This window comes from Geothermobacter hydrogeniphilus (assembly GCF_002898515.1).
In the GTDB taxonomy this organism is placed as follows: domain Bacteria; phylum Desulfobacterota; class Desulfuromonadia; order Desulfuromonadales; family Geothermobacteraceae; genus Geothermobacter_A.
The window spans coordinates 66022-90699 of the sequence record NZ_PPFX01000012.1; the positions used below are offsets into that span (position 1 = coordinate 66022).

Annotated in this window: 18 protein-coding genes and 2 pseudogenes; 7 read left to right on the plus strand and 13 right to left on the minus strand. The window is 61.8% G+C overall.

What is annotated here, in order from left to right; translation table 11 throughout:
* Window positions 1-2 precede the first annotated feature (2 nt).
* Window positions 3-2489 carry a heavy metal translocating P-type ATPase gene (locus tag C2E25_RS07220; RefSeq protein ID WP_103115089.1) on the minus strand — a complete coding sequence of 829 codons (2487 nt, stop codon included), beginning with the start codon at window positions 2487-2489 and terminating at the stop codon, window positions 3-5.
* Window positions 2490-2882: 393 nt separating this feature from the next.
* Between C2E25_RS07220 and C2E25_RS07225 the strand changes: the two genes are divergently transcribed.
* The 3 genes from C2E25_RS07225 to C2E25_RS07235 are packed head-to-tail and all read left to right on the plus strand — an operon-like array spanning window position 2883 to window position 4037.
* A complete protein-coding gene (locus C2E25_RS07225) occupies window positions 2883-3302 on the plus strand; it encodes a MerR family transcriptional regulator (RefSeq protein WP_103115090.1) in 420 nt (139 codons plus the stop codon).
* Window positions 3295-3771, plus strand: a complete 477-nt coding sequence (locus tag C2E25_RS07230; protein ID WP_103115091.1) for a hypothetical protein — start codon at window positions 3295-3297, stop codon at window positions 3769-3771. The genes C2E25_RS07225 and C2E25_RS07230 overlap by 8 nt, the downstream gene beginning before the upstream one ends.
* Entirely contained in the window at window positions 3768-4037 is a 270-nt protein-coding gene (locus tag C2E25_RS07235) for a thioredoxin family protein (RefSeq protein ID WP_103115092.1), read from the plus strand. Before C2E25_RS07230 ends, C2E25_RS07235 begins: the two co-directional genes overlap by 4 nt.
* A gap of 71 nt (window positions 4038-4108) precedes the next feature.
* Here C2E25_RS07235 and C2E25_RS07240 read toward each other — a convergent pair whose 3' ends face one another.
* Together C2E25_RS07240 and C2E25_RS07245 are read right to left on the minus strand one after the other, a co-directional pair.
* Entirely contained in the window at window positions 4109-5323 is a 1215-nt protein-coding gene (locus tag C2E25_RS07240; protein ID WP_103115093.1) for an L-serine ammonia-lyase, iron-sulfur-dependent, subunit alpha, read from the minus strand.
* Window positions 5324-5391: 68 nt separating this feature from the next.
* Window positions 5392-7650, minus strand: coding sequence for an inorganic phosphate transporter (locus C2E25_RS07245; protein ID WP_103115094.1), 2259 nt, complete (start codon window positions 7648-7650; stop codon window positions 5392-5394).
* A gap of 367 nt (window positions 7651-8017) precedes the next feature.
* Here C2E25_RS07245 and C2E25_RS07250 point away from each other — a divergent pair, with 367 nt between their 5' ends.
* Window positions 8018-9664, plus strand: coding sequence for an acetolactate synthase large subunit (locus C2E25_RS07250; RefSeq protein ID WP_103115095.1), 1647 nt, complete (start codon window positions 8018-8020; stop codon window positions 9662-9664).
* A 30-nt stretch (window positions 9665-9694) separates the two neighbouring features.
* Here the strand turns inward: C2E25_RS07250 and rocF are convergent, their stop codons facing one another.
* The 10 genes and pseudogenes from rocF to C2E25_RS07300 form a co-directional block, all read right to left on the minus strand.
* The gene (gene rocF / locus C2E25_RS07255; protein ID WP_103115096.1) at window positions 9695-10591 is read right to left on the minus strand and encodes an arginase; all 897 of its coding nucleotides are present in this window, start codon (window positions 10589-10591) and stop codon (window positions 9695-9697) included.
* Window positions 10591-11688 (minus strand): hypothetical protein, encoded by a 1098-nt coding sequence (locus C2E25_RS07260; RefSeq protein ID WP_103115097.1) that lies wholly within the window; start codon window positions 11686-11688, stop codon window positions 10591-10593. Before C2E25_RS07260 ends, rocF begins: the two co-directional genes overlap by 1 nt.
* A 128-nt stretch (window positions 11689-11816) precedes the next feature.
* Window positions 11817-13745, minus strand: coding sequence for an LTA synthase family protein (locus C2E25_RS07265; RefSeq protein WP_103115098.1), 1929 nt, complete (start codon window positions 13743-13745; stop codon window positions 11817-11819).
* Window positions 13746-13830: 85 nt separating this feature from the next.
* The gene (locus tag C2E25_RS07270) at window positions 13831-15030 is read right to left on the minus strand and encodes an MFS transporter (protein ID WP_103115099.1); all 1200 of its coding nucleotides are present in this window, start codon (window positions 15028-15030) and stop codon (window positions 13831-13833) included.
* Window positions 15020-15648: pseudogene (locus C2E25_RS07275) on the minus strand (DedA family protein). Before C2E25_RS07275 ends, C2E25_RS07270 begins: the two are co-directional and overlap by 11 nt.
* Window positions 15648-17576 (minus strand): bifunctional DedA family/phosphatase PAP2 family protein, encoded by a 1929-nt coding sequence (locus C2E25_RS07280; protein ID WP_103115100.1) that lies wholly within the window; start codon window positions 17574-17576, stop codon window positions 15648-15650. Before C2E25_RS07280 ends, C2E25_RS07275 begins: the two are co-directional and overlap by 1 nt.
* A gap of 6 nt (window positions 17577-17582) precedes the next feature.
* Window positions 17583-18170, minus strand: coding sequence for an undecaprenyl-diphosphatase (locus C2E25_RS07285; RefSeq protein WP_103115101.1), 588 nt, complete (start codon window positions 18168-18170; stop codon window positions 17583-17585).
* Window positions 18171-18176: 6 nt separating this feature from the next.
* Window positions 18177-19508: an ATP-binding protein gene (locus C2E25_RS07290; RefSeq protein WP_103115102.1), complete on the minus strand. Its 1332-nt coding sequence runs from the start codon at window positions 19506-19508 to the stop codon at window positions 18177-18179.
* Complete coding sequence (locus tag C2E25_RS07295; RefSeq protein ID WP_103115103.1) at window positions 19505-20167, minus strand: winged helix-turn-helix domain-containing protein; 663 nt, start codon at window positions 20165-20167, stop codon at window positions 19505-19507. The genes C2E25_RS07290 and C2E25_RS07295 overlap by 4 nt, the downstream gene beginning before the upstream one ends.
* Before the next feature lie 110 nt (window positions 20168-20277).
* Window positions 20278-20622, minus strand: a complete 345-nt coding sequence (locus tag C2E25_RS07300) for a PepSY domain-containing protein (protein ID WP_103115104.1) — start codon at window positions 20620-20622, stop codon at window positions 20278-20280.
* Window positions 20623-20959: 337 nt separating this feature from the next.
* Here C2E25_RS07300 and C2E25_RS07305 point away from each other — a divergent pair, with 337 nt between their 5' ends.
* From C2E25_RS07305 to C2E25_RS07315, 3 genes and pseudogenes are all read left to right on the plus strand, one after another.
* Entirely contained in the window at window positions 20960-22420 is a 1461-nt protein-coding gene (locus C2E25_RS07305) for a TolC family protein (RefSeq protein WP_103115105.1), read from the plus strand.
* Window positions 22420-23520 carry an efflux RND transporter periplasmic adaptor subunit gene (locus C2E25_RS07310; RefSeq protein WP_103115106.1) on the plus strand — a complete coding sequence of 367 codons (1101 nt, stop codon included), beginning with the start codon at window positions 22420-22422 and terminating at the stop codon, window positions 23518-23520. The genes C2E25_RS07305 and C2E25_RS07310 overlap by 1 nt, the downstream gene beginning before the upstream one ends.
* 3 nt (window positions 23521-23523) lie before the next feature.
* Window positions 23524-24567, plus strand: a pseudogene (locus C2E25_RS07315) (efflux RND transporter permease subunit); the annotation flags it as partial.
* Window positions 24568-24678: the final 111 nt, after the last annotated feature.

A 24678-nucleotide genomic window follows, 5' to 3' on the forward strand; every position in this document is an offset into this window, starting at 1 on the left:
ATTCATGGCCTTGACGGCTCCGCCGGATCTGACGCGATTTTCACAGAACGCAGACGCAGCGCGTTGCTGATCACCGAAACCGAACTCAGGCTCATCGCGGCGGCGGCAATCACCGGGCTGAGCAGAAGACCGAATAACGGATAGAGAACCCCGGCTGCCAGCGGAACCCCCAGGGAATTGTAGACAAAGGCAAAGAACAGGTTCTGACGGATATTGGCCATGGTCGCCCGGCTCAACCTGCGCGCACGGACAATTCCCGTTAAGTCACCCTTGACCAGGGTCACCCCGGCCGACTCCATCGCGACGTCAGTGCCGGTACCCATGGCGATGCCGACTTCGGCCTGGGCCAACGCCGGGGCATCGTTGATACCGTCACCCGCCATCGCCACTATGTCTCCGGCATCCTGGAACTTTTTCACCGCGGCGGCTTTTTCATCCGGCAGCACTTCGGCCACAATTTCGTCGATACCGAGTTTTCTGCCGACCGCTTCGGCGGTGGCCCGATTGTCGCCGGTCAACATGACGATTTTGATTCCTTCGCCGTGCAACTGTCGAATCGCTGCGGGGGTCGTGTCCTTGATCGGATCGGAGACCGCCAGCAACCCGGCCATGCGGCCATCGATCGCCACCTGCATCACCGTCTGGCCCTCAGCGCGCAACTCTTCGGCCCGTGCCGCCAGCGCCCCTGGTTCGATGGAGAACTCGCCGAGCAATGTGCTGTTGCCGAGCAACACCTCGACCCCCTCGACCCGACCGGAAACCCCTTTGCCGGTGTGCGAAGCAAAGTCCTGCGCGGCGGAAAGCGTCAGACCGCGCGCCAGCGCCCCTTCAACCAGCGCGGCCGCCAACGGATGCTCGCTACCCCTTTCAAGACTGGCCGCCAGAATGAGCAGTGTTTTTTCATCAATCCCCGCCGCCGGAATCACCCCGGTCAGCTTCGGTTGCCCCAGGGTCAGGGTGCCGGTCTTATCGACCACCAAGGTGGTGACCTTGCGCAGGGTTTCGATGGTCTCGGCGTCCTTGAACAGCACCCCCAATCCGGCCCCCTTGCCGGTCGCGACCATGATCGACATCGGTGTCGCCAACCCCAAAGCGCAGGGGCAGGCGATGATCAGCACCGAGACCGCCGCGATCAGCGCGTAAGCGAGACGCGGCTCCGGGCCGACCAGGGACCAGACCAAAAAAGCGAGCAGGGCGATACCGATGACCGCCGGCACAAAATAACCGGCGACCTGGTCTGCCAGCTTCTGGATCGGTGCCCGGCTACGCTGGGCCTCGGCGACCATTTGAACAATCCGGGCCAGCAGGGTGTCGCTGCCGATTTTTTCCGCCTCCATGATCAGCGAGCCGGTGGCATTCACCGTCGCACCGATCAACCTGTCTCCCGGCTGCTTGCTGACTGGAATCGGTTCCCCCGAGATCATCGACTCGTCGACCACACTGGCGCCCTCGACTACGACTCCGTCGACCGGCACTTTTTCACCGGGGCGGATGCGCAGACGGTCCCCGGCCACAACCTGTTCGAGAGGAACATCTTCTTCGCGGCCGTCGGCATGGATTTTACGCGCTGTCTTTGGAGCCAGGCCGAGCAACGCCTTGATTGCGGCGCCGGTCCGGCTGCGAGCCCGCAATTCCATCACCTGGCCCAGCAGAATCAGGGTGACAATGACGGCGGCCGCCTCGAAATAGACTCCGACGGCGCCATCAGTGCCACGCATGGCTGCGGGGAAAATATCGGGCAGCAGCACGGCAAGCAGGCTGTAGCCGTAAGCCATCGACACGCCAAGGCCAATCAGAGTGAACATGTTGAGGCTTTTATGGATAACCGACTGCGCCGCGCGAACATAAAAGGGCCAACCGGCCCAGAGGACCACCGGCGTCGAGAGCAGCAGTTCAAGCCAACCCAGCGTCCGGACCGAAACCACCTCTTCGATCAGCCTGCCGCCGGGAAGCATCCCGCGCATGGCGATAATCACCAGCGGGATTGAGAAGAGAGCGGAAAAAATGAATCGCCGGCGCATGTCGTCATACTCGGGATTGTCTTCCTCTTCGAGAGTCGTCACCGTGTACTCCAGCGCCATACCGCACCTCGGACAGCTGCCGGGGGTGTCCTGCGCCACCTCCGGATGCATCGGACAACGGTACTCGGTGCGGGTCAGCGGCAGGGGCGAAAGCGGCTCCAGTGCCATGCCGCACCTGGGGCAGGAACCCGGACCGAGCTGTTCGATCTCCGGGTGCATCGGGCAAGTGTAGGTTACGCCTTTTTCGGCCTCCGGAGAGGGTGCTGTCTCCGGCTTGCTGCCGGTATAGGTGTCAGGATCATTCCTAAACTTCGCCAGGCACTTGTCACTGCAGAAATAGAAGGTCTCTCCGGCATGTCGGTGAACTTTGTAGGCGCCTGGGTCTTCAGTACTCATGCCACAGACCGGATCGACAAACCGTGCTGATTCACTCAGATGATGACATTCCTCATGTTGCTGTTGATGCATGGCCCAGCTCCTTGTCGTGGAACCTGAATCCGCGAACTCATCACCGGCGAACATCGTGGGTACGCCTGAGATTTTTGCAGCCCGCCTTTAAAGATCAAGGGTTTACTGTCTTCCACTGCTTCAGGTTAAAGCATCGCCCGATTGGCGAATAGTCTACGGATGTACTGTTGACTATTCTCTTTTTCATCTCTACACCATCCTTAACCCCCTGAAATCAGGAATTTTTACCTTGTGGCACTGCAATTGTTCTACCAAAATCTGAATCCGGTCGAAGAATTCTGCGGCACGAGTGGTGAACGTACTGTTTCTGGAAGTTTAACCGACAGGTGATAATCAGGCTTGACCCGGTACCATGGTACCGTTGCTAGACTTGATTCAACAGGGAGGAAAACTATGGGACAGCTCACTATCGGCCAACTGGCCCACCAGTCCGGCGTCGGCGTGGAGACGATCAAATTCTACCAGCGGAGGGGACTGGTCGAACAACCGCCCCGCCCGGCTTCGGGATTCAGAAAGTACCCGCCCGAGGCGGTCCGCCAGGTGCGTTTCATCCGCCGCGCCAAGGAACTCGGTTTTTCCCTGCAGGAGATCGGCGAACTGCTCGACCTGCGCATGACCGCCGGAATCGGTTGTGGCGCCATCAGGGAGCGGGCCGAGGCCAAGCTTGCCGATATCCGGCAGAAACGCCGGGACCTGGAGAGGATGGAGGCGGTCCTCAAGCAACTGACCGCCAGTTGCCGGGGGCAGGGACCACTCAACGACTGCCCGATCCTGGGAGCCCTTGATGACGAGGAGACGAACCGCCATGAATGAACAGGAAGCAGCTGTAAACACCGAACGACCTGCCGTCCCGCGGGGCCGATGGAACCGGCCCCTGGGCGTGGCCGCCGCGCTGCTCGGCGCGCTGCTGATCAAGCTCAGCTGCCCGGCCTGCTGGTCGGCCTACGCGGCCCTGCTCGGTTCGGCCGGGGTGGCGGGACTGAGTTCCATGCCCTTCTTTCTGCCCCTGACCCTGCTCAGCCTGGTGGCGGTCCTCATCTCCCTCGGCTGGCGGGCCGGAACGCGGCAGGGTTTCGGCCCGCTGCTGCTGGGTTCCGTGGGAGCAACCGTTATTGTCCTGGGAAATTTCGCTTATCCGGCGGGCAACGTCCAGAACAGCGGCGTTGCCCTTCTGATCGGGGCCTCGATCTGGAATTCCTGGCCCAGAAAAGCCAGGGCCTGCCCGGCCTGCATTCAGGGCGAGGCAGGCATACCCACCACACAAAAAGGAGCATCACCATGACCAACAAGCGTAAAATCGAAGTTTTCAGTGCCGGTTGTCCGACCTGCCGGGAAGCCGTCGAGCAGGTCAGAAACCTTGCCTGCCCGTCCTGCGATATCAGCGTACAGGACATGAACGATCCGGCGACCGCCGCCCGCGCCAAAAGCCTCGGGGTACGCTCGGTCCCGGCGGTGGCGATCGACGGCAAGCTCGCCGGCTGCTGTGCGGGCCGGGGGCTCGACGAGCAGGTGCTGCGGGCCGCCGGGCTCGGCAGGCCGCTGTCCTGAAGCGACAGAGAGGATGTGACGGGGACACCCTGTCAGGGCCCCCGTCACCAGTTCACCAATTCGACCTGATCTCAATCCTTCCGTTCCCCGTCATAGGCCTGGGCGATGCCGCCGCCGGAGGTTTCCCGGTAGAGGGAGGGGAGCGCCTGGCCGGTTTCCTTCATCACCCGGGTGATGGTGTCGAAGGAGACCTTGTGGCGGCCGTCGGAGAGCAGGGCGAAGTGACAGCAGGAGAGGGCGCGGGCGGCGGCGTGGGCGTTGCGCTCGATGCAGGGGATCTGCACCAGGCCACCGACCGGGTCGCAGGTCAGGCCGAGGTGATGTTCGAGACCCATCTCGGCGGCATACTCGATCTGCGCCAGGCTGCCGCCGTGCAGTTTGGTGGCCGCCGCCGCGGCCATGGCGCAGGCAGTGCCGATCTCCCCCTGGCAACCGACCTCGGCGCCGGAGATCGAGGCGTTGTGCTTGACCAGGTTGCCGATCAGCCCGGCCACCGCCAGGGCGCGGAGGAGATCCTCACGGCTGCAGTCGAGGGTTTCATCGAGATAGCGCAGCACCGCCGGCAGCACCCCGCAGGAACCGCAGGTCGGCGCGGTGACGATAATTCCGCCGGCGGCGTTTTCCTCCGCCACCGCGTAGGCGTAGGCGCAGAGCAGGCCACTCTGCCGCAGATGAGGACCGAACAGCGAGGCCTTGCGGTGGAAGGAACGCGCCTTGCGCGCCAGGCCGAGACCGCCGGGCAGCGGCCCCTCGGTCTGCAGCCCCCGCTCGATGGCGGCCCGCATCGCCTGCCAGGCCGTTTCCAGGTGCGCCTCGATTCCTGCGCCTTCGCGAGCCAGCACGTAGTCGCCGAGGGACTCCCCCTGCCGTTCACAGTGCCGCAGAATCTCCGCCAGGCGGGCCAGGGAATAAACTGCGCCCCGCGGCTCCCCGACCGGTCCCGCGGCGTCGCGCAGCGCCCCGCCGCCGACGCTGCAGACCTCCCAGGCGGCAAGCAGCTCGCCGTCTTTCGCCAGAGCCTCGAAGCGCATGCCGTTGGGATGCTCCGGCAGCGCCTGGTCCGGGCGCCAGACGATCTCGACCGCGCGTGGCGCGAAGGCGTTCTGCAGCGCCCGGTCGGTGAGGTGGCCGCGCCCGGTGGCCGCCAGGCTGCCGAACAGGGTGACCCGGTAGGCGGCCGCGTCGGGCTGCCGCCGCAGGAACCGTTCGGCGGCAAAGCGCGGCCCCATGGTGTGACTGCTCGAAGGGCCCTGGCCGATGCGATAGAGCTGGCGGATCGATTCCATGAGGGTCGCTTCCGTTCTCGGGCTTCAGGGGACGACCGGCGGCTCGAAACACTACCGCTCCCTGCCGGTCAGGCCGGGGGATCCCCTTTCTCAACCTCCGAAAAGGACTGGTTGAAAATCTCCAGCAATTCAAGGTTCTGCTTCGAGATCATCATCGCGTTGCCGATGATGCCGTAATAGAGGATGCTGAGCCGGGTCTTGGAACTGTTGTCCTTGATCCGCCCGACCTGCTTTTCGTTCAGTTCGGCGGCCAGCGCCCGCAGCGCCTGGTCCTTCGCCGTCAGCTGCTCAAGGTCGGCGATCCGGCCGCGATTGATCAGCTCGGCCACCTCCTGGAGGATGTCGCGCAGCTGGGCGCGAACCCGCTCCAGTTCCTCGACCTGTTCCGGAAGCAGGCCCTTGTGGTGGTTACCGACATGGGTATAGGCCCGCAGGACGATATCCCGGTGACCGTCGGTCAGCTTCTGCAGCCGGCGGACGGTCTGGGCATACTTGTGGCTGACGGCTACGCCCTTCTGGTCGAGCAGCCGCATCGCCTTGAAGATGTTGGCGCTGATAATGCCCGACCACTGCTGGAAACGGTTCAGCTTCTTGCGCTGCACGCCGATGGTGTCGAAATCCCCCCGGAACAGGGCCGTCAGGCTGGTATCGAGGGAGTCGCTGATTTCCCGCAGCAGGAAACTCATGTGCCCGAAGGTCGTCTCCAGGGTGGAGGAGGCATCCTCGACCGACTTGAGGTTGAAGATATGCTCCTTCTGCGCCTCTTCGGCCATCGCCCGGTGCTTGCGGTGGGCGTTGAAAATCATCAGCGCCGCCAGGATCACCAGCATCAGCACCCCGAGCCCCTTGGCGAAGAAGATAACGGTGGCGAAGACAGAGGCGAAGATGAAGGCGATGACGGCGGTCATGAACCAGCCGCCAACCACGGTCAGCACCCCGGTGATGCGGTAGACGGCGCTCTCCCGGCCCCAGGCACGGTCGGCGAAGGAGGTCCCCATGGCGACCATGAAGGTGACGTAGGTGGTCGACAGCGGCAGCTTGTTGGCGGTGGCGTAGGAGATCACCACGCTGGCGACCATCAGGTTGACCGAGGCGCGCAGCAGGTCGAAGGAAGGGCGGCCGCCGTGCATCTCCACCGACGGTGCCTGCTCGGCATCGAAGCGGTTGGCGACCCAGTTCCGCAGCGACGCGGGAATGATGATCCGCACGCTGTCGAACAGGTGCAGCACCAGGCGCACGATGGCGCGCGACAGGCCGATCGACTCGAAGCGCTCGACCCCCTCTTCCTGCTGGCTGAGCTGGATGGTGGTCTCGGTCACGCTGCGCGCCTTGCGCGACAGGTAGATGGTGCCGACCATGATCGCGCCGGCGATCAGCAGGTAGAGAGTTTCGGAGGGAATCTTGTGGGCCAGCGCCCCCATGGTGGCATGCAGCGGGTCGGCGGTCGCCATGGCCGCCTTGTAGGCATGCAGCCCGGCCATCGGCACGCCGATGAAGTTGACCAGGTCGTTGGCGGCGAAGGCCATCGCCAGGGCGAAAGTGCCGATCAGAATGATCGGTTTGAAGATGTTGACCTTGAACGCCTGCAGCAGCTGCAGCAGGATTGCCGAGGCGACAAACATGCCGAACATGATCAGCAGGGTGTGGGACTTGATCCAGGCGACATTGGCGCTGGTCATGAACGAGGCGCCCTTGGCGCCCTTGACGAGGATGAAGTAGGTGATCGAGGTCAGCGCCACGCCGCCCCAGAGCGCGCCGTAGCGCTTGACCCGGCGCTGGTAGTCGAAGGTGAACAGCAGCCGGGTGAGAAACTGGAAGATGGCACCGCAGATGAAGGAGACCACCACCGACAGCAGAATCCCGAGGATGATGGCGATCGCCTTGGCCGAGTTGATGTACTGGCCGAGGCTGGCGAGACTATCGCCGGCTTCGAAAATCTTCCATACCGAGACCGCCACCGCTGCCCCGAGCAGCTCGAACACCACCGACACCGTGGTCGAGGTCGGCAGGCCGTAGGTGTTGAACAGGTCCAGCAGGATGACGTCGCTGATCATGACGGCGAGAAAAACCGTCAGCAGCTCCGGCATGGTGAAGAACTCGGGATGGAAAATGCCCTTGCGGGCGACCTCCATCATGCCGCTGGAAAAGGTCACCCCGGCCAGGATGCCGAGGCTGGCCACGAAGATGATGGTCGCCCGCGGCGCCACCCGTGAACCGATCGGGGAATTGAGAAAATTGACCGCGTCGTTGCTGACCCCGACCATCAGGTCGATGGCCGCGATGACAATGAGAATGCCTACACCGATCAGGAGAAAATCCGTGCTCATCTGTCCTGCCGCTCCTTTGTCCTGAAACAGGCGCGCCGCGCCGATTCAGGCTGGTAGAAAATCGTTGCGTATCATCCCCTCCCGCAGGGGCATACATAACCCAAATCGAACGCCAGACAAAGCAGAATTTCAACTTTTTCCCGGGCGCCGCCACCACCCGGTCTGAGCCGTCGCCATATCGACCACTTACGAACGCGGCGGAAACTCCCCGTCGTCCCTTTCAAACTGTTCCAGAACTGCTAAACTGAACCCTGGCAGGCTTGCCGCCGAAACGGCTCCGGTGACTTCCGACACCTGGTCACGGCAACTCTTAACCATGCATCGCTGCCCCCTTTTTGAACCCGATCCCGCACACAGGACACTACCGATGAACGCATCCGCTCTACTGGTCAAGGCCCTGGAAAACGAAGGCGTGGAGGTTATCTACGGGGTTCCTGGCGAGGAGAATCTCGACTTTCTCGAAGCTCTGCGCCAATCGCACATCGAACTGATCCTCACCCGCCACGAACAGGGTGCGGCCTTCATGGCGGCCACCTACGGCCGCCTGACCGGCAAGCCCGGGGTCTGCCTGGCGACCCTCGGCCCCGGCGCCACCAACCTGGTCACCGGCGCCGCCTACGCGCAGCTGGGCGCTTTTCCGATGGTGATGATCACCGGCCAGAAACCGATCAAGGCCAGCAAGCAGGGGCAGTTCCAGATTGTCGACGTGGTGGAGATGATGCGCCCGCTGACCAAGTACACGCGCCAGATCGTCAACGTCACCCTGATCCCGAGCACCGTGCGCGAAGCCTTCCGCCTCTCCCAGGAAGAACGCCCCGGCGCGGTTCACCTGGAACTGCCGGAGGATATCGCCCGCGAACCGGTCGACAAAACCACCACGCCGGTCTTCCAGATTTCCCGCAACCGCCGGCCCTGTGCCGCCGAGCGGCTGGTGGTCCAGGCCGCCGACATGATCCGCGCCGCCGAGTACCCGCTGCTGCTGATCGGCGCCGGCGCCAACCGCAACCGGGTACGCAGCGCCCTGCGCCGTTTTGTCGAAGAAACCGGGATCTATTTCTTCAATACCCAGATGGGCAAGGGGGTGGTGGATGAAAACAGCCCGCAGTGCCTCGGCACCGCCGCCCTGTCCGACAATGACTATATCCACTGCGCCATCGAGCGTGCCGACCTGGTGATCAATGTCGGCCATGACGTGGTCGAGAAACCGCCCTTCTTCATGGAACACGGTGGCAAGCAGGTGATCCACGTCAACTTCAGCAGCGCCGCGGTGGACAATGTCTATTTCCCGCAACTGAGCGTGGTCGGCGACATCGCCGACAGCATGAGCCGCATGACCATCGAGGTCGGCCGGCTGGAAAAGGACCAGTCCGCCTTCAGGCTGGTCAAGGAGAGTCTCGACATCCACCTCCGGGAGCTGGCCGACGACCTCTCCTTCCCGGTCAAGCCGCAGCGCCTGGTCGCCGACGTGCGCCGGGTGATGCCCCACGACGGCGTCATCGCCCTCGACAACGGCGTCTACAAGATCTGGTTCGCCCGCAACTACCCGGCCCTGGAGCCGAACACCGTGCTGCTCGACAACGCCCTGGCCTCGATGGGCGCCGGGCTCCCCTCGGCGATGGAGGTGGCGCGACTTTATCCCGACCGCCGGGTGATGGCGATCTGCGGCGACGGCGGCCTGATGATGAACAGCCAGGAGCTGGAAACGGCGCTGCGGCTGGGTCTCAACCTGGTGGTGCTGGTCCTCAACGACGGTTCCTACGGCATGATCCGCTGGAAGCAGTACGCCATGGGCTTCGAGGATTTCGGCCTGCAGTTCGGCAACCCCGATTTCGTCCTCCACGCCCGCAGCTACGGCATCGGCGGCCACCGGGTGGAAAAGACGGAAGATTTCGCCCCACTGCTGGAACAGTGCTTCACCGCCGGCGGTGTCCACCTGATCGACCTGCCGGTCGATTATTCGGAAAACAACCGGGTGCTGATCGACGAGCTGCGGCACAAGGTCTGCCGGATCTGAAGCGGGAAGGAGACGGCAGCGGACACCGGGTCAGAGGATGCGCTGGCCGAACAGCGAAGCGGCCAGGGCGACCGCCAGCTGCGCGGTCTGGTTGCGGTGATCGAGGATCGGGTTGATCTCGACGATGTCGAGAGCGGCGAGGCGACCGGAATCGGCGACCATCTCCATCACCAGCTGCGCCTCACGGTAGCTGAGGCCGCCGGGAACCGGGGTCCCGACCCCGGGGGCCTCGCGCGGGTCGACGGCATCGACATCGAGACTGACGTGCAGCCGGGCATGACCGGAAAGCCGCTCCAGGGCCTCCTCCATGACGGCCCCCATGCCGCGCTGGTCAATGTCACGCATGGTCAGGGCGCAGATGCCGCTGGCGCGGAGGCGTTCCTTCTCCTCGTCGTCAAGATCACGGATGCCGAGCAGCACCACGTCCTCGCCGCGCAGCTTGGCGCCCTTGCGACCGACATTGACCAGCCCCGGGTCGCCCTCGCCGAGCAGGGTCGCCAGCGGCATGCCGTGGATATTGCCGGAAGGGGAGGAGCGCGGAGTGTTGAAGTCGCCGTGGGCGTCGATCCACAACAGGCCGGTCGGCGCCGTATCACTCGCGCCACCGACCGAACCGATGGCCAGCGAATGATCGCCGCCGAGGATCAGCGGTATGTACCCGTCCATGACCGCCCGCGCGACAACCCGGTAGAGGGTCTCACAGACCTGCAGGATGGCGTTGCGGAAGCGTTCCGGCCGGGAGGGGTCAAGGGCGTCACGCACCGGAATCGGCAGGTTGCCGGCATCGTCGACCTGCAGGTCGAGACGCCGCAGTTTTGCCGCCAGGCCGGCATAGCGCAACGCGCCGGGACCGAGATCGACCCCGCGCTGATCCTGTCCGAGATCCATCGGCACACCGATGATCTGAACCTTGCGCCGCTTCGTCATCACGCGTCCTTAAGGTTGTTCCACAGGTTGACCATGAAGTCCTGCACGTTGGTGAGAATCGCCTGGGCCTGGGCCGAACCGCGGTTCGCCAGTTTGTCGGCGGAAAATTCCGTCATGTCGACAATGTAGAAGAAGACCGGCCGCACGCTGCCGTCGGCCTCGACCCGGTAGCTCGGCACCATATTGCCGAAGGCGATCGAATGCAGCTGGGTCGCCAGCGCCATGACCACCGTTGCCTTGCGGGCATGCGCGCGCATGGCATCCTGCGACCGGTAGACATCGGCGATCACCTCCGGCAACGGCCCGTCATCGCGGATCGAACCGGCCAGCACATAGGGCACCTGTTGTTTCTCGCAGGCGTAGATGATGCCGTCGCGGATCTGCAGCTGCTCGATGGCGGCAGAGATGGACCCGGCCCTGCGCACCTCGTTGAGAATATCGAGATGATTGTAGTGGCCGAGGGGCTGCAGCTCCTGCGAGTAGATGTTCTGGCCGAGTCCGGTGCGGAAATAGCCACCCTCCAGGTCGTGAGTCGCCAGGGCGTTGCCGGCCAGCAGCGCGTGGCAGTAACCATTCTCAATCAGCCCCTGCATCGCCGCCCGGCTGTCCTTGTCAAAGGCGACCGCCGGACCGAGAACCCAGACGATATGGCCATGGTCGCGATCATGCCGCAACACCTGGTAGAGCTCGTCGTAGCTGCGCGAGAAGGGGGTTTCGCGGGTGCCGCGGGTGCGGAAGGCGAACTTGTCGGTCGCCTCCTGCCCTTCCGGCTCGAAACCGGTGGTATGGACGTAGATGCCCTCTTCGCCATTCTCGGTTCGCCCGACCACCACCCGCTGTCCCTTCCTGACCCGCCGCGCCTCGACGACCTCAATCTGGTCACCGTCGAGCACCAGCACCGAATCCATGCGGCTTTCCGGCACCAGCACCCAGCGGCCGCCGCCGAGATGAACATATTCCGGGTAGTTCGAGGTGCCGTGAAAATTGCGCGGGACAACCCCGTCGGCGGGTGAGGCTTCGGTACTGACCACCGGCGCTGAAGTCAGCTCCGGGGTGGAAAAGTCGGGATGATGGTAGGGGGGGATAAGATCGGACATATGACCTCCTGGGAGAGCCGCAACGGGCTCACTGATTCAGAATATAAGCATAACAGAATTTAACCCCGGCAAAACCCGGAAATCCCCTGCCGGGGCCCGCTTCCGCCGCCCTCCGGCAGGGAGAAAGGTTATTTTCGGTTCCGGTTCCGCCAGGAATTCAGATGCTGCCGATAAACGGCGGCGGCGCCCTGGTAGTAGCCGATATCACGCCGCACCAGCGGATCGTGGTCGCTGCTGCCGGCCCGTTCCTGCAGCTTGCCGCCGTCGAGGCCGCTCTGCAGGCGAATTTGCCGCCGGGGCTCGAGAATTGCCATCTGCTTCCCGTCATACAACCCGAGGTTCTGATAGTTGGCGATCAGCGCCCGCCCGCGGCCGGCGGGTTCCGCCAACACGTCATGACCGAAAAAGCAGGACCGGTAGCTCATGTTGAGCAGGCCGAGCAGGGTCGGCGCCAAGTCGACCTGGCTGGACAGGGTCGAGACCTTGCGCGGCGGGATGTGCCTGGGAGCATAAATCCAGAGGGGAATATGATAGCGGGCCACCGGCAGGTCGTGCTTGCCGGCGCTGCCGGCCTGGTGATCGGCCAGGATGACAAACAGGGTATCGTCGAACCAGGGGTGTTGCTCGGACTGGCTGAGCAGCTGGCCGAGGGCATAGTCGGTGTATTTGACGGCGCCGTTGCGACCATGACCGGAGGGGATGTCGATGCGCCCCTCCGGGTAGGTGTAGGGACGATGGTTGGAGGTCGTCATAACCTGGATAAAGAAGGGCGTCCCAGCCTGCTGCTCACGGTCGGCGACCTTCATCACCTGGCGGAAAAGGTCCTCGTCGGACATGCCCCAGGCATTGGAGAAACTGATCTCGGTGTCGGGAACGCTGGTCTGGTCGACAATCTGGTAACCGTTGGCGGCATAGAAGGCATTCATATTCTCAAAGTAGCTGCGGCCACCGTAGGCAAAAAAGGAATGGTAGCCCTTCTCGTCGAGGACGTCGCCGAGGGACCACTGGTCGGTCTCCCGACCGATGCGCTTGATGATCGAGCGCCCGGGGGTGGGCGGGATCGACAGGTTGACCGCCTCCAGCCCGCGGGTGGTGCGGGTGCCGGTGGCATAGAAGTTGTCGAAAAAGAGGCTCTTGTCGATCAGCGCGTCGAGGTTCGGGGTCAGGTGCTGACCGTTGCCGAAATAGTCGAGAAAGTCGGAGCTGAGGCTCTCGACGGTGATGAGGATGATGTTGAGATGCTGTTCCGGGCCGGTATTGTGGATGTCGCGACGGATATCATAGGGCGCATCGCTGACAAAACGGGCGTTGGGTTCGGCCACCTCCCGGCGCAGCAACTGTGCCGCCTGGTCGTCGGGCAGGGTGGCGTAGAACTGCCGGTAGTCGAGTTCATTGTTGCGGAAGGCGGCCACGAACTGGTAGGGGCCATTGCTCGCCAGCTCATTGATGTAGTTGTTCGCCGAGATGCGCCGCAAGGGTTGGCCGAGGGTGAAGTAGCCGGACAGCGGCAGCAACAGCAGCAGCAGGGCGATCAGGCCGCGGCGCAGAAACGGCTCCTCGCTGTTCAGGGCTCTTGCCAGGGGTTTGCGCAGCGGCTGGTAGAGCAGCAGGGCGCCGACGAACATCCCCAAGAAGAGCCACACCACCGGGTAGGACTGCACGATGTTGTCGGTCACCTCGCGGCGATAGATCAGGTAGTCGATGGAGATGAAATTGAAGCGTACCTGGAACTCGTCCCAGAACAGGTACTCGGCGACCAGCGTGAAACAGGCGGCGTAAAGTGAAACAAAAACCACCAGCTTCAACCACCAGGCGTGGATCCGGCTGCGCCAGAGCCGCTGCGGCAGCAGCCACAGGTAGAGGGCCGGAGCGATCAGGGCGTAGGCGAAGAACCCGCTGTCGAAAAGGGCGCCGGTGGCGAAGATGTGCAGCAGCTGCGGCAGGCTGGGGCTGGCATCCTGCCGGCTGACGATCAACAACAGCAGGCGGATGGCGAAAAAGAGGACCAGGCTCAGCAGGTAGAGGGCGCCGAGGAGTTGAAACCGGGAGGACTTCATGATGTGGGTCATCCATGCTTGGGGACGGGTTCAGAGCGGAACTCGGCCCACAGGGGGGGTGTCGAAAGGGATATATCAGCGGCCATTATACAGAGACCCTGCGTCCGGCGCCACAGGCCGTAAACCCGGCCAGCGCCACCAGGGCCAGCAGCGCGCTGCCGTAAAAAGCGGCGGCCGGCGTCAGCGACTGCCACAGCCGGCCGGCCAGCAGACTGGCGAAGAGCAGGCCGATCCCGGTGGCCAGGCCGAAGACGCCGAACGCCGTTCCCCGCAGCGAGGGCGGCGAAGCCTGGGCGACCAGCGTCGCGAGCAGCCCCTGGGTCATCCCCAGGTGCAGCCCCCAGAGCAACGCGCCGAGCAGCACCAGCCAAAGATGCCCCGCCAGCGCCAGGCACAGATCGGCGCCCACCAGCACCAGCATCCCGGCGGTGAGCAGGCCGCGGAGCCCGATCCGGTCGCCCAATGTGCCGAGCGGGTAGGCGCTCAGCATGTAGGCGCTGTTCATGACCACCATCACCATCGACACCAGGGTGACCGACAGCCCCAGGTCCGTCCCCCGCAACAACAGAAAGGCCTCGCTGAAGCGCGCCATGGTGAACAGGGTGCCGACCAGCAGCACCCGCCAGTAGTCGCCGCCAAGCGCCTGCAGTTGCTGGCGGTTCAGCAGCCAGGAACGATGTTCCGGGGCGGACCGCGGTTCCCTGACCCCCAGCAGCAGGATCAGCACCGCCAGCAACCCGGGCAGGAAGGCGAGCCAGAAGATCAGGCGGAAACTGCCGCCGCTCATTCCCATCAACAGCATCGCCAGCAGTGGCCCGGCGAAGGCGCCGACGCTGTCGAGCGACTGGCGCAGACCATAGGCGGCGCCGCGTTGTTCAGGCGGAGTGACGTCGGCGACCAGTGCATCACGCGGCGCCCCACAGATACCCTTGCCGATCCGGTCAATGAAGCGGGCGGAGAAGACCATGCCGACCCCAGCAGCCAGGGCAAAGAGCGGCTTGCTCAGCGCCCCCAGCCCGTAGCCGCAGACCGCCAGCAGCTTGCGTTTGCCGAGCCGGTCGCTCAAGGCCCCGGAAAAAACCCGCACCACCATCGCCGTCGACTCGGCTACCCCTTCGATCAGGCCAACGGTCTGCACCCCCGCGCCGAGCACCGAGACCAGGAAGACCGGCAACAGACTGTGGATGATCTCCGAGGAGATATCCATACACAGGCTGACGCAGCCGAGCGCCCAGACCGTGCCAGGCAGGCACTGATGCCCGCTTCCTTGCAACTTATTCGCCATGGGTCGGCGCACCAGCCCCCGGTTTTTTCCGCAGCCGGAGGTAACCGACAACCAGCAGCGCACAGCCGAGCAGCACGACAAGCAGGATCTGGTGCAGATAATGACCGATCAGTTGCTGGTTGTTGCCGATGAAGTAGCCGACCAGGGCCAGGATAACCACCCAGACAGCGGCGCCGAGGGCGGTGAAGGCGGCGAACAACGGGACATTCATCCGCGCCAGCCCGGCCGGCAGGCTGATGTACTGGCGGATCCCCGGCAGCAGGCGACCGACGAAGGTGGAAATGTGCCCGTGGCGTGCAAAGAAACGGTCGGCCCTGTCCAGGGTCTTCGGGCTGATCAGCAGGTAGCGGCCGTAGCGCTCGAACAGCGGTCGCCCCCACTGAGAGCCCGCCAGTAATTGAAACAGGCACCGAGCAGGCTGCCGAGAATCCCGGAGGCGATCACCAGCGGCAGCGACATTTCGCCCTGCGCGGCCAGATAGCCGGCCGGCGGCACCACGACCTCGCTGGGAAAGGGGAAAAAGGAGGATTCGAGGAACATCAGGATGATGATCCCCGGGTAGCCCCAGTGGCCAACCGTGTTGACGATCCAGGTGACAATCTGATGCAACAGGTCCATTAAAATCCTTTCGAGAATACCTTCTTGTTTTCCGCAACCAATAGCACAGGGAACCTCCCGGGGCGGTTGCGGACCTCGGTTGGCAAAGGTGAAAGCTCATGTCGCAGGCCGAAAAGGGCCGGCGCATAGTTTTTCTGCCCCCACGGCAGGGTCAGTAGCGCGGCGAATGGCTTTGCCGTTTCGGCTTCGACCACTCCGACCAGAATCCTGTTGCCAGCGTCCAGTTGCAAGGGGCTCGGCCAGAGGCGTAGCACCAGTCGAAGGCCTTCGGACAGGGGTTTCCACATGACCAGGGTTGGTCTCTCTCCTTTTTCGAACTGGGGCAAAATAGGCAGGGTTTTGACGTCCGGCCGGGACGTGAACAAATTCAGGCAACGGCGAAGCGACACATCGGGTGCGGTCTTCCAGTGACTCGATCGCAGAATCTCGGCGAACTCCGCTGGAGGGACGGCGACCTGCAGAGTCAACGGTTGTTCGCGATCTCCCAGCAGGCTGTATCGCCAGGCCGGAAGTTGCAAATAACCCTGCTTCCACCAGTCTGTCGGCGCCAGGTTCTGAACCGGCTCCCGAACCTGGTAGCGGGCCAGGTCGGCCTGCTGGCGGCTGCCGACATGCCAGCTTCCGGCCACCACCAGCGCCAGCAGCGCCACAGGGATCAGCAGTCGCCCATCGAACTCCGCCTGCCGGCGCAGATAGAACAGTCCGAGGATGCAAACCCAGCTCCAGCCAAGCGCCATGCCACCGAGCACATCCGACAGCCAATGAGCGCCGAGATAGATGCGAGAGAAGGCCACCAGCGACGCCAGGGACAAAGCAAGAGCAACCGGCCAGAGCCGCCAGCGAGAAGGAAGTCCACGAAGCAACAGAATCGCCAGAAAGCCGTAGACCACCACCGACATGGTGGTGTGCCCGCTGGGAAAGCCCCAGGCGGAGACTCCCTGGTAGATAGCAATCGGCCGCGGTCGATGCAACAGCCACTTGAACAGCTGCACCAGGACGACCCCGCCGACGACGGCAACCAACCAATAGTACAATGCGCGAAATTGTTTTCGCAGTAACAACAACCCGGCAACCACCAAAATGATGGCGACGTTGGTGGCCGCATCGCCCAACTCGGTCACCGCTACCATCAGGGCATCCCCCCAGGGAGTCCGCAGGCTTTGCAGAAAATGATAGACCGACTGGTCGGCCTGCACCAGCGGGTCGCCACTGAGCAGATCCTGCAGCACCCCAAGAAACAGCCAGGCCGCCATCGCCAGGCCGATCCCGAGAATCAGCAGGGGACGGTTATGGTCATTTGCGACCCTGCTCAACCAGCAGGCCCCGAGGCGTGCCAACTGCCAGGCCAGCCACAGCAGACCGAGAAAGAGCAGCAACAACACCGCCAGCCGGGTGCTGACCGCGCCGACCAGGGCCATGGAGGTACCGAGGACCACGCCGGGCATCAGATAGGCGAAGGCCCAGCCGATCGCCGAGAGGATATTGACGATCAGGAAGTGCCCGGACGGCATGTCGAGCATCCCGGCGACGATTGGAATCACCGGCCGAACCGGACCGACAAAGCGGCCGAAGAAGACACTCTTGCCACCGTGACGGTTGAAAAACGCCTCGCCCTTGGCCAGTATCTGCGGATAGCGACGGAACGGCCAGATATGGGCAATCTCACGGTGATAGTGGCGTCCCAGCCAGAAGCTGATGCCGTCACCGGCGACCGCCCCCGCCATCGCCGCCAGCAGCGTCAGCTTGATCGACAGCACCCCGCTGCCAGCCAGCGCGCCGATGCCGACCATCATCACCGTGCCGGGAACCAGCAGCCCGACCAAGGCCAACGATTCGGACAGCGAGATGAAAAAAATCGCCAGGTAGGCGGCAACTGGATGCAGGCTGACCCACTGCAGGCTGTCGGTCCAGAGGACATGCCAGTGCATATTAAGTTATCTCCTGAACGATGCGGGCAGACGCCTGCTCAGCTGCTGGTAGAGATCCACCAGCCACCCGTTCAACGGCGCCAGCAACCGTCGCTGCCAGAGCATGATGCCGCTGACCATGAGGGCAACCAGCAGGGATCCCGCCATATCCATGGGGAAATGAATCCCGGCATAGACCCGCCCCCAGGCGGTCAGGAGCGCCATCCCCATCAGCATCAGACCGGGAAGACGCCATCCCCGGCACAGCAACAGAAAAAAGGCGACGGAGAGCATCAGGGTGGCGTGGTCGCTGGGGAAGGAGTTCTCCGGGCCATGGGTAATCAGCGGCGTACACAGGCCAACCATGTAAGGTCGGGGGAAGTAGATGAGCAGACCAACAATCTGGTTGAGCAGCAGCCCGAGCAGACCCGCCTCGGTCGCTTCCAGCAGGGCCGCCCGCCGCTCATCCCGTGCCAGCACCCAGAAGACGACCAGCGCGAACATCAGCAGGTAGGGACCGCCTTCGGCGAAAAAGATCGCCAGGCCATCGATCAGCGGTTGTTGACCGGCGCCCAGGTGGATCAGGGTGAATAATTCAAGATTCCATTGTTCCATCAGGTGTCATCTTTGTTCATGGCTTGAATTGAGAGGCAGGCGCACCGAGACTCGCAGGCCTGTGCCTCGCTCAACGTCGGTCAGTTCGATGGTCCCCCTGTGACGAGTGACAATCTCACGCACGATGGCCAGCCCCAGGCCGCTGCCTGTCCCCTCGCTGCCAAGGCGGCGGTAAAAACGCTCGAAAACCCGTTCGCGCTCGGCCAGGGGGATTCCCGGGCCGCTGTCCGCCACCTCGAGCCCGACCTGGTCCGCTTCACGGCGTAGCCTAACATCAACCTGACCCCCGACGGGACTGTAGCGGATAGCGTTGGTCAACAGGTTGCCGAGCAGGACACGCAACCCCTCCGCATCTCCGCCCAAAACGGCAGGCTCACACTCACTCACGCCGAGATCGATATCCCTTTTCACAGCAACCGGCGCCTGTTCGGCTACCACCTCCTTCACCAGGGTGCAGAGGTCGACCTGCTCGAATGGCCGCTGCTGATCCTCCGGCTCGAGTCGTGCCAGGGTCAACAACTGGTGGACGAGATGGGAGGCCCGTTCTATCCCTTCCCGTACCTGGCGCAGCGCCCGGGTCCGCTCTTCGTCGCTGCGCGCCAGTTGCAGGACCTGCGCCTGCAGGGACACGGCTGTCAACGGGGTGCGCAATTCGTGGGCCGCGTCGGCAACGAACCGTCTCTGGCCGTCAAGTGCCCCCTTGAGTCGCCCCAACAGTCCATTCAACGCCTGTACCAGGGGATGCAATTCATCCGGGAGAGCCTGTTCAGGCAGCGGGTTCAGTGCCAGGGGGCGCCGCTGGCGCAACTGTTCTGTCAGCATTGTCAGAGGGCGCAAACTGCGCCTGACGCTGATCCAGATGATACCACCCAACACCAGGATCAGCAGCAGCACCGGGGCAATGGCGCCGACAGCGATCCCGGTGGTCATTTCCAGGCGGTCGGAAAAGGGCTGGCTGGTCTGAATCAGTCGTTCGCCCTGGCGCAGCACAAAACTGCGCCAGAGCATGTTATGCGAGAAGTGGGTGGAGAAACCTTCCTCGGCGAGCGAGGGTGTACCTTCCTTGCGATTCAGGTGATGGAGCAGGGTCCCGTTTTCATCCCAGACCTGAATCACGAAGTCATCATCGTCGTCCTGCAGGTTGGTCAGCGGCGGCGGGGAGGGCAGCTCGAAATCTCCGCTGACCGGCACGCTGTAGGCGAGCTGTCGCAGGCGATCGTCAAATAAATCTTCCAGTTCGTTGCGCACGTAGAGAAAACTCACGATGCAACATAAAACCACCGCCAGCAACTGACCGAGCAGCAGCCAACGCAGCAATCTTTTACGCATCGAGTTCATCTGCAATCCCCCAGCAGGTAACCTACCCCACGGATGGTCACGATCCTCTTTTTACCCAGTTTCCTGCGCAGATGATGGATATGCACTTCGACCGCATTGCTTTCGATCTCAGTCTCCCAGCCGTAGAGGCGTTCCTCCAGCGACTCCCGGCTTACGACCCGTCCGGGGGATTCCAGCAGGGCTTCGAGAAGGGAATATTCCCGCGGCGACAAGGAGACGTGCTTGCCTTGCAATCGGCAGACTTTGGTGGCCGGGTTCAGGCTCAGGCCACCATAGACCAGCAGTGGATCGATCCGTCCGTGGCGGCGTCTCTGAACCGCCCGCATCCGTGCCCCCAACTCGTCAAGGTCGAAGGGCTTGGTGACAAAATCATCGGCCCCGGCATCCAGCCCGGCAATCCGCTCGGCAACCTCATCTCGGGCCGTGACAATGATGACCGCAGCGTCTCCGCCTCCGCGCCGGTAGTCGGTCAGAACCTCCAGTCCGGAGCCATCCGGCAGCCCCAAGTCGAGAAGCACCATCTCGTAATGGCCAAGGCGAAGCGCCATAGTCGCATCCCCTGCGGAGCGAGCCCAGTCGACAACGTGACCCTCCTGCACCAATCCCTGGTGCATCACCTTGCCGATCATGGCATCATCTTCGACCAAAAGGAGTTTCATGAAAAAGACCTCCATGATTGCCCAACGGGGCAATGCCACCGACCGGGTTGTTGTTTTCCCCTACACAGAACATACCGACCGGCCACCTTGGAGACCGGTCGGTCATGAACTCAATCGCGGTCTGCCTTATCATGGTCCCCGTCATCATCATCCTCGGGATCAAGCCGCTTGTCGAGCACCTTTCCCGTCCCGGGATCGACTCGAACCTCGTAGTCCCGGCCGCCGGACACCACCTCGACCAGATATACGGGTACGGTCTCTTCGTCATCCAATTCGGCACTTACCGCCATTCCTCCTGCCGCGTTCTGCGCCAGGGTAATGGCCTCCGTCAGGCTTACCTTGGCGGCGTTCAGTGCCTGCATCTCACGGGCGTCATTCTCATCGGCCACCGCCAGCGTTCCGGCCAGCACACCGACCGAAAGCATCCCGAAAAACAACATCTCCTTGTACCTCATCACTGAGTCTCCTTCCACCGCGCCGAAGAATCCGAACAGCGAGACCGCGGGCTCTCCACCGCTCGGTCCGGCAACCTGAAAACTGGGGAATCGATGGTTGTTACCGGCCCCCACAGACTAGCGCGGAAGTCTTAAGCCTGCCTGAAGATAGCCGACACACCCTTAAGGCAACCTTAAGGATTGCCTGTTACATCTTGCTGTCGGCGATGGGGGGTTTCTGCTTCTTTCTACCCAAGGCCCCTGAGTAGCTGCAACAAGCTGACCGTAGAGTGGACTGGCATGGCTAGGTTCCGCTCATAGGTTGAAAAACCGAGCCCGATGGAGTTTCAATCGAACTATGGTGGAAAGTGGGTTTTTAGGATCAGGACAATATCTTGCAAAATGGGCACGCTGCTGGCGATATGTAGGCGCTTTTTTGCTCCTTGTTACCGTCAATGGCTGTGCCGCATACCGCCCGATGCCCATCACCGAGGAGGGGGTTCGTGCCAGGTTGCAGCCTCCTGACATGGCACAGGTGCGAGCTCTTGCGCGTGAAATCAAACATCCGATTCTCCACCCGATTGAGCTGAAGGCGGATGAGGGACTCTCACCTGACGGTGCGGCCGTTCTGGCGGTTTTGCTGAATCCATCCCTGCGTGCGATTCGCGATCAGAGAGCACTGTCGGGCGCACTGGTACTCGATGCAGGTTTATTGCCTAATCCTGAATTGACTTACAGCCTTGACGTGCCGACAGGCGGCGACACGGCTGGCAGAGTAAACGCCTTTGGCTTGGGTTTGAACTGGAATGTGACGTCTCTCATCTCTCGATCTTCAAGAGTACGGGAGGCAAAAGCACAAAGTGAGGCCATTGATTTGGATATTGCCTGGCAAGAGTGGCAGGTCGCCCAAGGGGCCAAGGCAGCCGTCTACCAATTGTCGAGCCTGCAGAGTCAAATCGCGCTGCTTGAGCAAGTTCGTCAACAGTTAGTGGAAAATCTGGAACATGTCCGGGAAGCGGTCTCGAATGGTTTCATGACCGCAAGCGATTTGAATTCAGTCCAGACCGCCAATTCAAGTGTAAATGAGCGACTGCTCTCGCTTGAAAAACAGGCCGACCAACAACGACTGAAGCTTCTGCGACTACTGGGACTCCCGGCGAATTCACAGATCCGTTTGAGTAAAACACTTCCTCTGCCATCCAGGACTATCTTGCCGAATACGTCTTTAATGGACGGGCTGGAGGAAAGGCGTTTGGATCTTCTCGCATTGCGCCATGGGTACGACAGCCAGGAGGCTGCAGTTCGGACGGCCGTGCTGGAGCAATTTCCAAGGATCAACGTCGGCCCGACGATCAACAGAGACACCGACAACTTACGGACCACTGGATTCAGCCTAAGCATCGAGTTGCCGATTTTTAACCGAGGCCAGGGGAAAATAGCAGTCGAGCGAGCTACTCGAAAGAAGCTTTACGATGAGTACATAACCCGTGTTTTTGAAACCCGTTCCGACATTGAACAAATTGAATCCGGTATTCGGTTCCTGGGCGAGCAGATTGCCGCCTCCCAAGCAACGGAAACTGATCTTGGGAGGCTGGTGGATAACTATCGCAGGGCTTTGGCTGATGGACGAGCCAATGCCCTGGTCTATTACGCCGGATGGACTGATCTAATCGACGCGCAGATAAAAGTTGTTGATCTCAAAGGTCAGCTTGCTCAGGCAGTGGTCGCGCTCGAGCTGGCATCGGGCTTTTATAAAATTCCGGGAACAGACCAGTCGTCGGAAGCGGTATCGACAGAGGCCGGAATGGAGAAAAAATAATGAAGAACAAATTTCTTACAATCCTGCTGATGGTTGTCGTGTTCATCGGATTTGGAGCCTATGTCCTGTTGCATATCGAACCCCGGGATTCGGTCGCAGGAAAAATCACCACCGATTCATCATCCGCCCCCGGGCCGCTGATCAGCACCGCATATCCTGCTAAGCGCACTTTCACACGTAAGGTCCCTTGGGTCGGCACATTGGAATCGCAGGCATCCATTGAATTGACCGCTCTCGTGGCGGGGCGGGTCGAGGCCATTGACGCCGAGGATCAACGCCCTGTCAAAATGGGGCAATCCGTCATACGGTTGGGAGGCCCGCAAATCGAAGATACCCACGCCAGACTCACGGCCCAGATCGAATCCCTGAAAATACAGGTTCAACTTAGCCAGGAAACACTCGTGCGCCTTGAAGAGAACCTCAAGACCCGGCTTTCGACCAAGGCTCAGGTGGCTGCGGCGCAGGAAACGAAGGTCAAACTGGAGACGCAGTTGCGCGATGCGCGGTTGAACCTGAAAATCTTAAATCGGCAAAGCCATATGACCGCGCCCATGAATGGGATATTTACCAATCGGCGGGTTAGTGTGGGGCAGGAAGTAGCCGCCGGTCAGGTTGTCGGCGACGTCATCGATACGGGTCGGCTGCGGGTCAAAGCGTCTCTTTTTCCTCCACGGGACCTTGAGTTGCGAGGCAGGGAGGCGTCCGTTCGCTTGAACGAAAGCCAAACGGTCACCGGCATAGTCAGGCAGGTTTTTCCGCTGGCTTCCAGTACTGGCGCCGTGACGGTGTGGATTGAAGGGCCACAAATAGACACGCGACTGCGACCCGGTCAAACGGTCGGGGGGGAAATCGTGGTTCAACCGAGATCCGGCGTCCTGGCGGTACCGGAATCGGCAATCGTTTATGACGCTCAGGACCATCCGTTTTTGTTCGTCGGTAAAGACGGTACCTATGAGCGCCTCGGCATCCAAACAGGAATGGCGCAAGACGGCTGGGTTGAGATCCTTTCCGGATTGAGAGGGGACCAGTTGGTCGTTGTCAGGGGAGCTTATGAGCTTTTCTACCGAAAATTCAATGAGCAGTTCAAGGTGCAGGATTAAGGCATGCGTAAGTTTCTTCAACTGACTATCGCCAATCCCATTGCAGTCATTCTGTTTGTCGTTGTTGTCGCCTGGGGAGGCATCTTCGCCCTGCTGCATTTGCCTGTGGGGCTGTTTCCGGGACTGGATGTGCCGGTCGTAAACATTATTTCCCATGATCCCGGAACCGCGTCCGAGGACATGGAGCTGCTCATCACCCGTCCCATCGAGGACCGCATTCGTGCAATTCCCGGTGTGCGGCGCGTATCCTCTACCTCTGTCGAGGGGATTTCTCAGATTACCGCCGAGTTCGCTTGGGGGACTCGGTTGACTGACGCCAGGCAACTTGTCCAGGCGGAGCTGTCGTCCGTGCAAAGCGATCTGCCGGCTGGAGTAACGCCACGGCTGGAAAATATCGGGACCACGCTTCAGGAGGTTGCCGGGTACGTGGTTTACGGCGCGGGAGACCCGGTTGATCTGCGTGCCACAGTGCAGTTGAATCTATCCAGCCGTCTGATGGGCGTGGAAGGGGTTTCCCGAGTGGAGGTGCTGGGCGGTGATGAGCCGGCCTTTGTCGTTCACGTCCGCCCCGAGGCACTGTCCCGTTTACATTTAACTATCAGTGATGTGACAGCCGCGCTAGCCAGGTATAACCGGGTGGCGGCGGCCGACTTCATCAATAGAGGGTCGCGGGAGTACCTTATTCGCGGTGACAGTCGACTTCAGACCATCTCCGATGTTCTTTCGGTGCCGGTGGTTGCAAATGGTGCCGACTCCGTTCTTCTCAAAGATATCGCAACCGTTACGTCTGGGCGCGTACCGCGTCATTACACAGTGCATGGAAATGGCTTGCCGGCGGTTTCGTTTGTTGTCTTTAAGCAGCCTAATGCCAGCACAATTGATGTTGTTCGCGGCGTTGATCGTGAACTGAAGGAATTTAGCTCCCTTCTGCCTAAGGGCACCCAGATTAAAAAATTTTACGATCAGTCCAATATCGTGACCGAGGCATGCGATTCCCTATTTCACGATCTGATTGTCGGTGCATTGCTTGCCGCCGCTGTGCTTTTTTTCTGGCTCGTCAGCAGAATCTGTGGAGATAATCAGGTTCCGGCAACTTGCCAAGCTCGTGATATAGGGCGATTTGCAGGCATTTGAGGGTTCGAAACCCGTAGGCTTTTC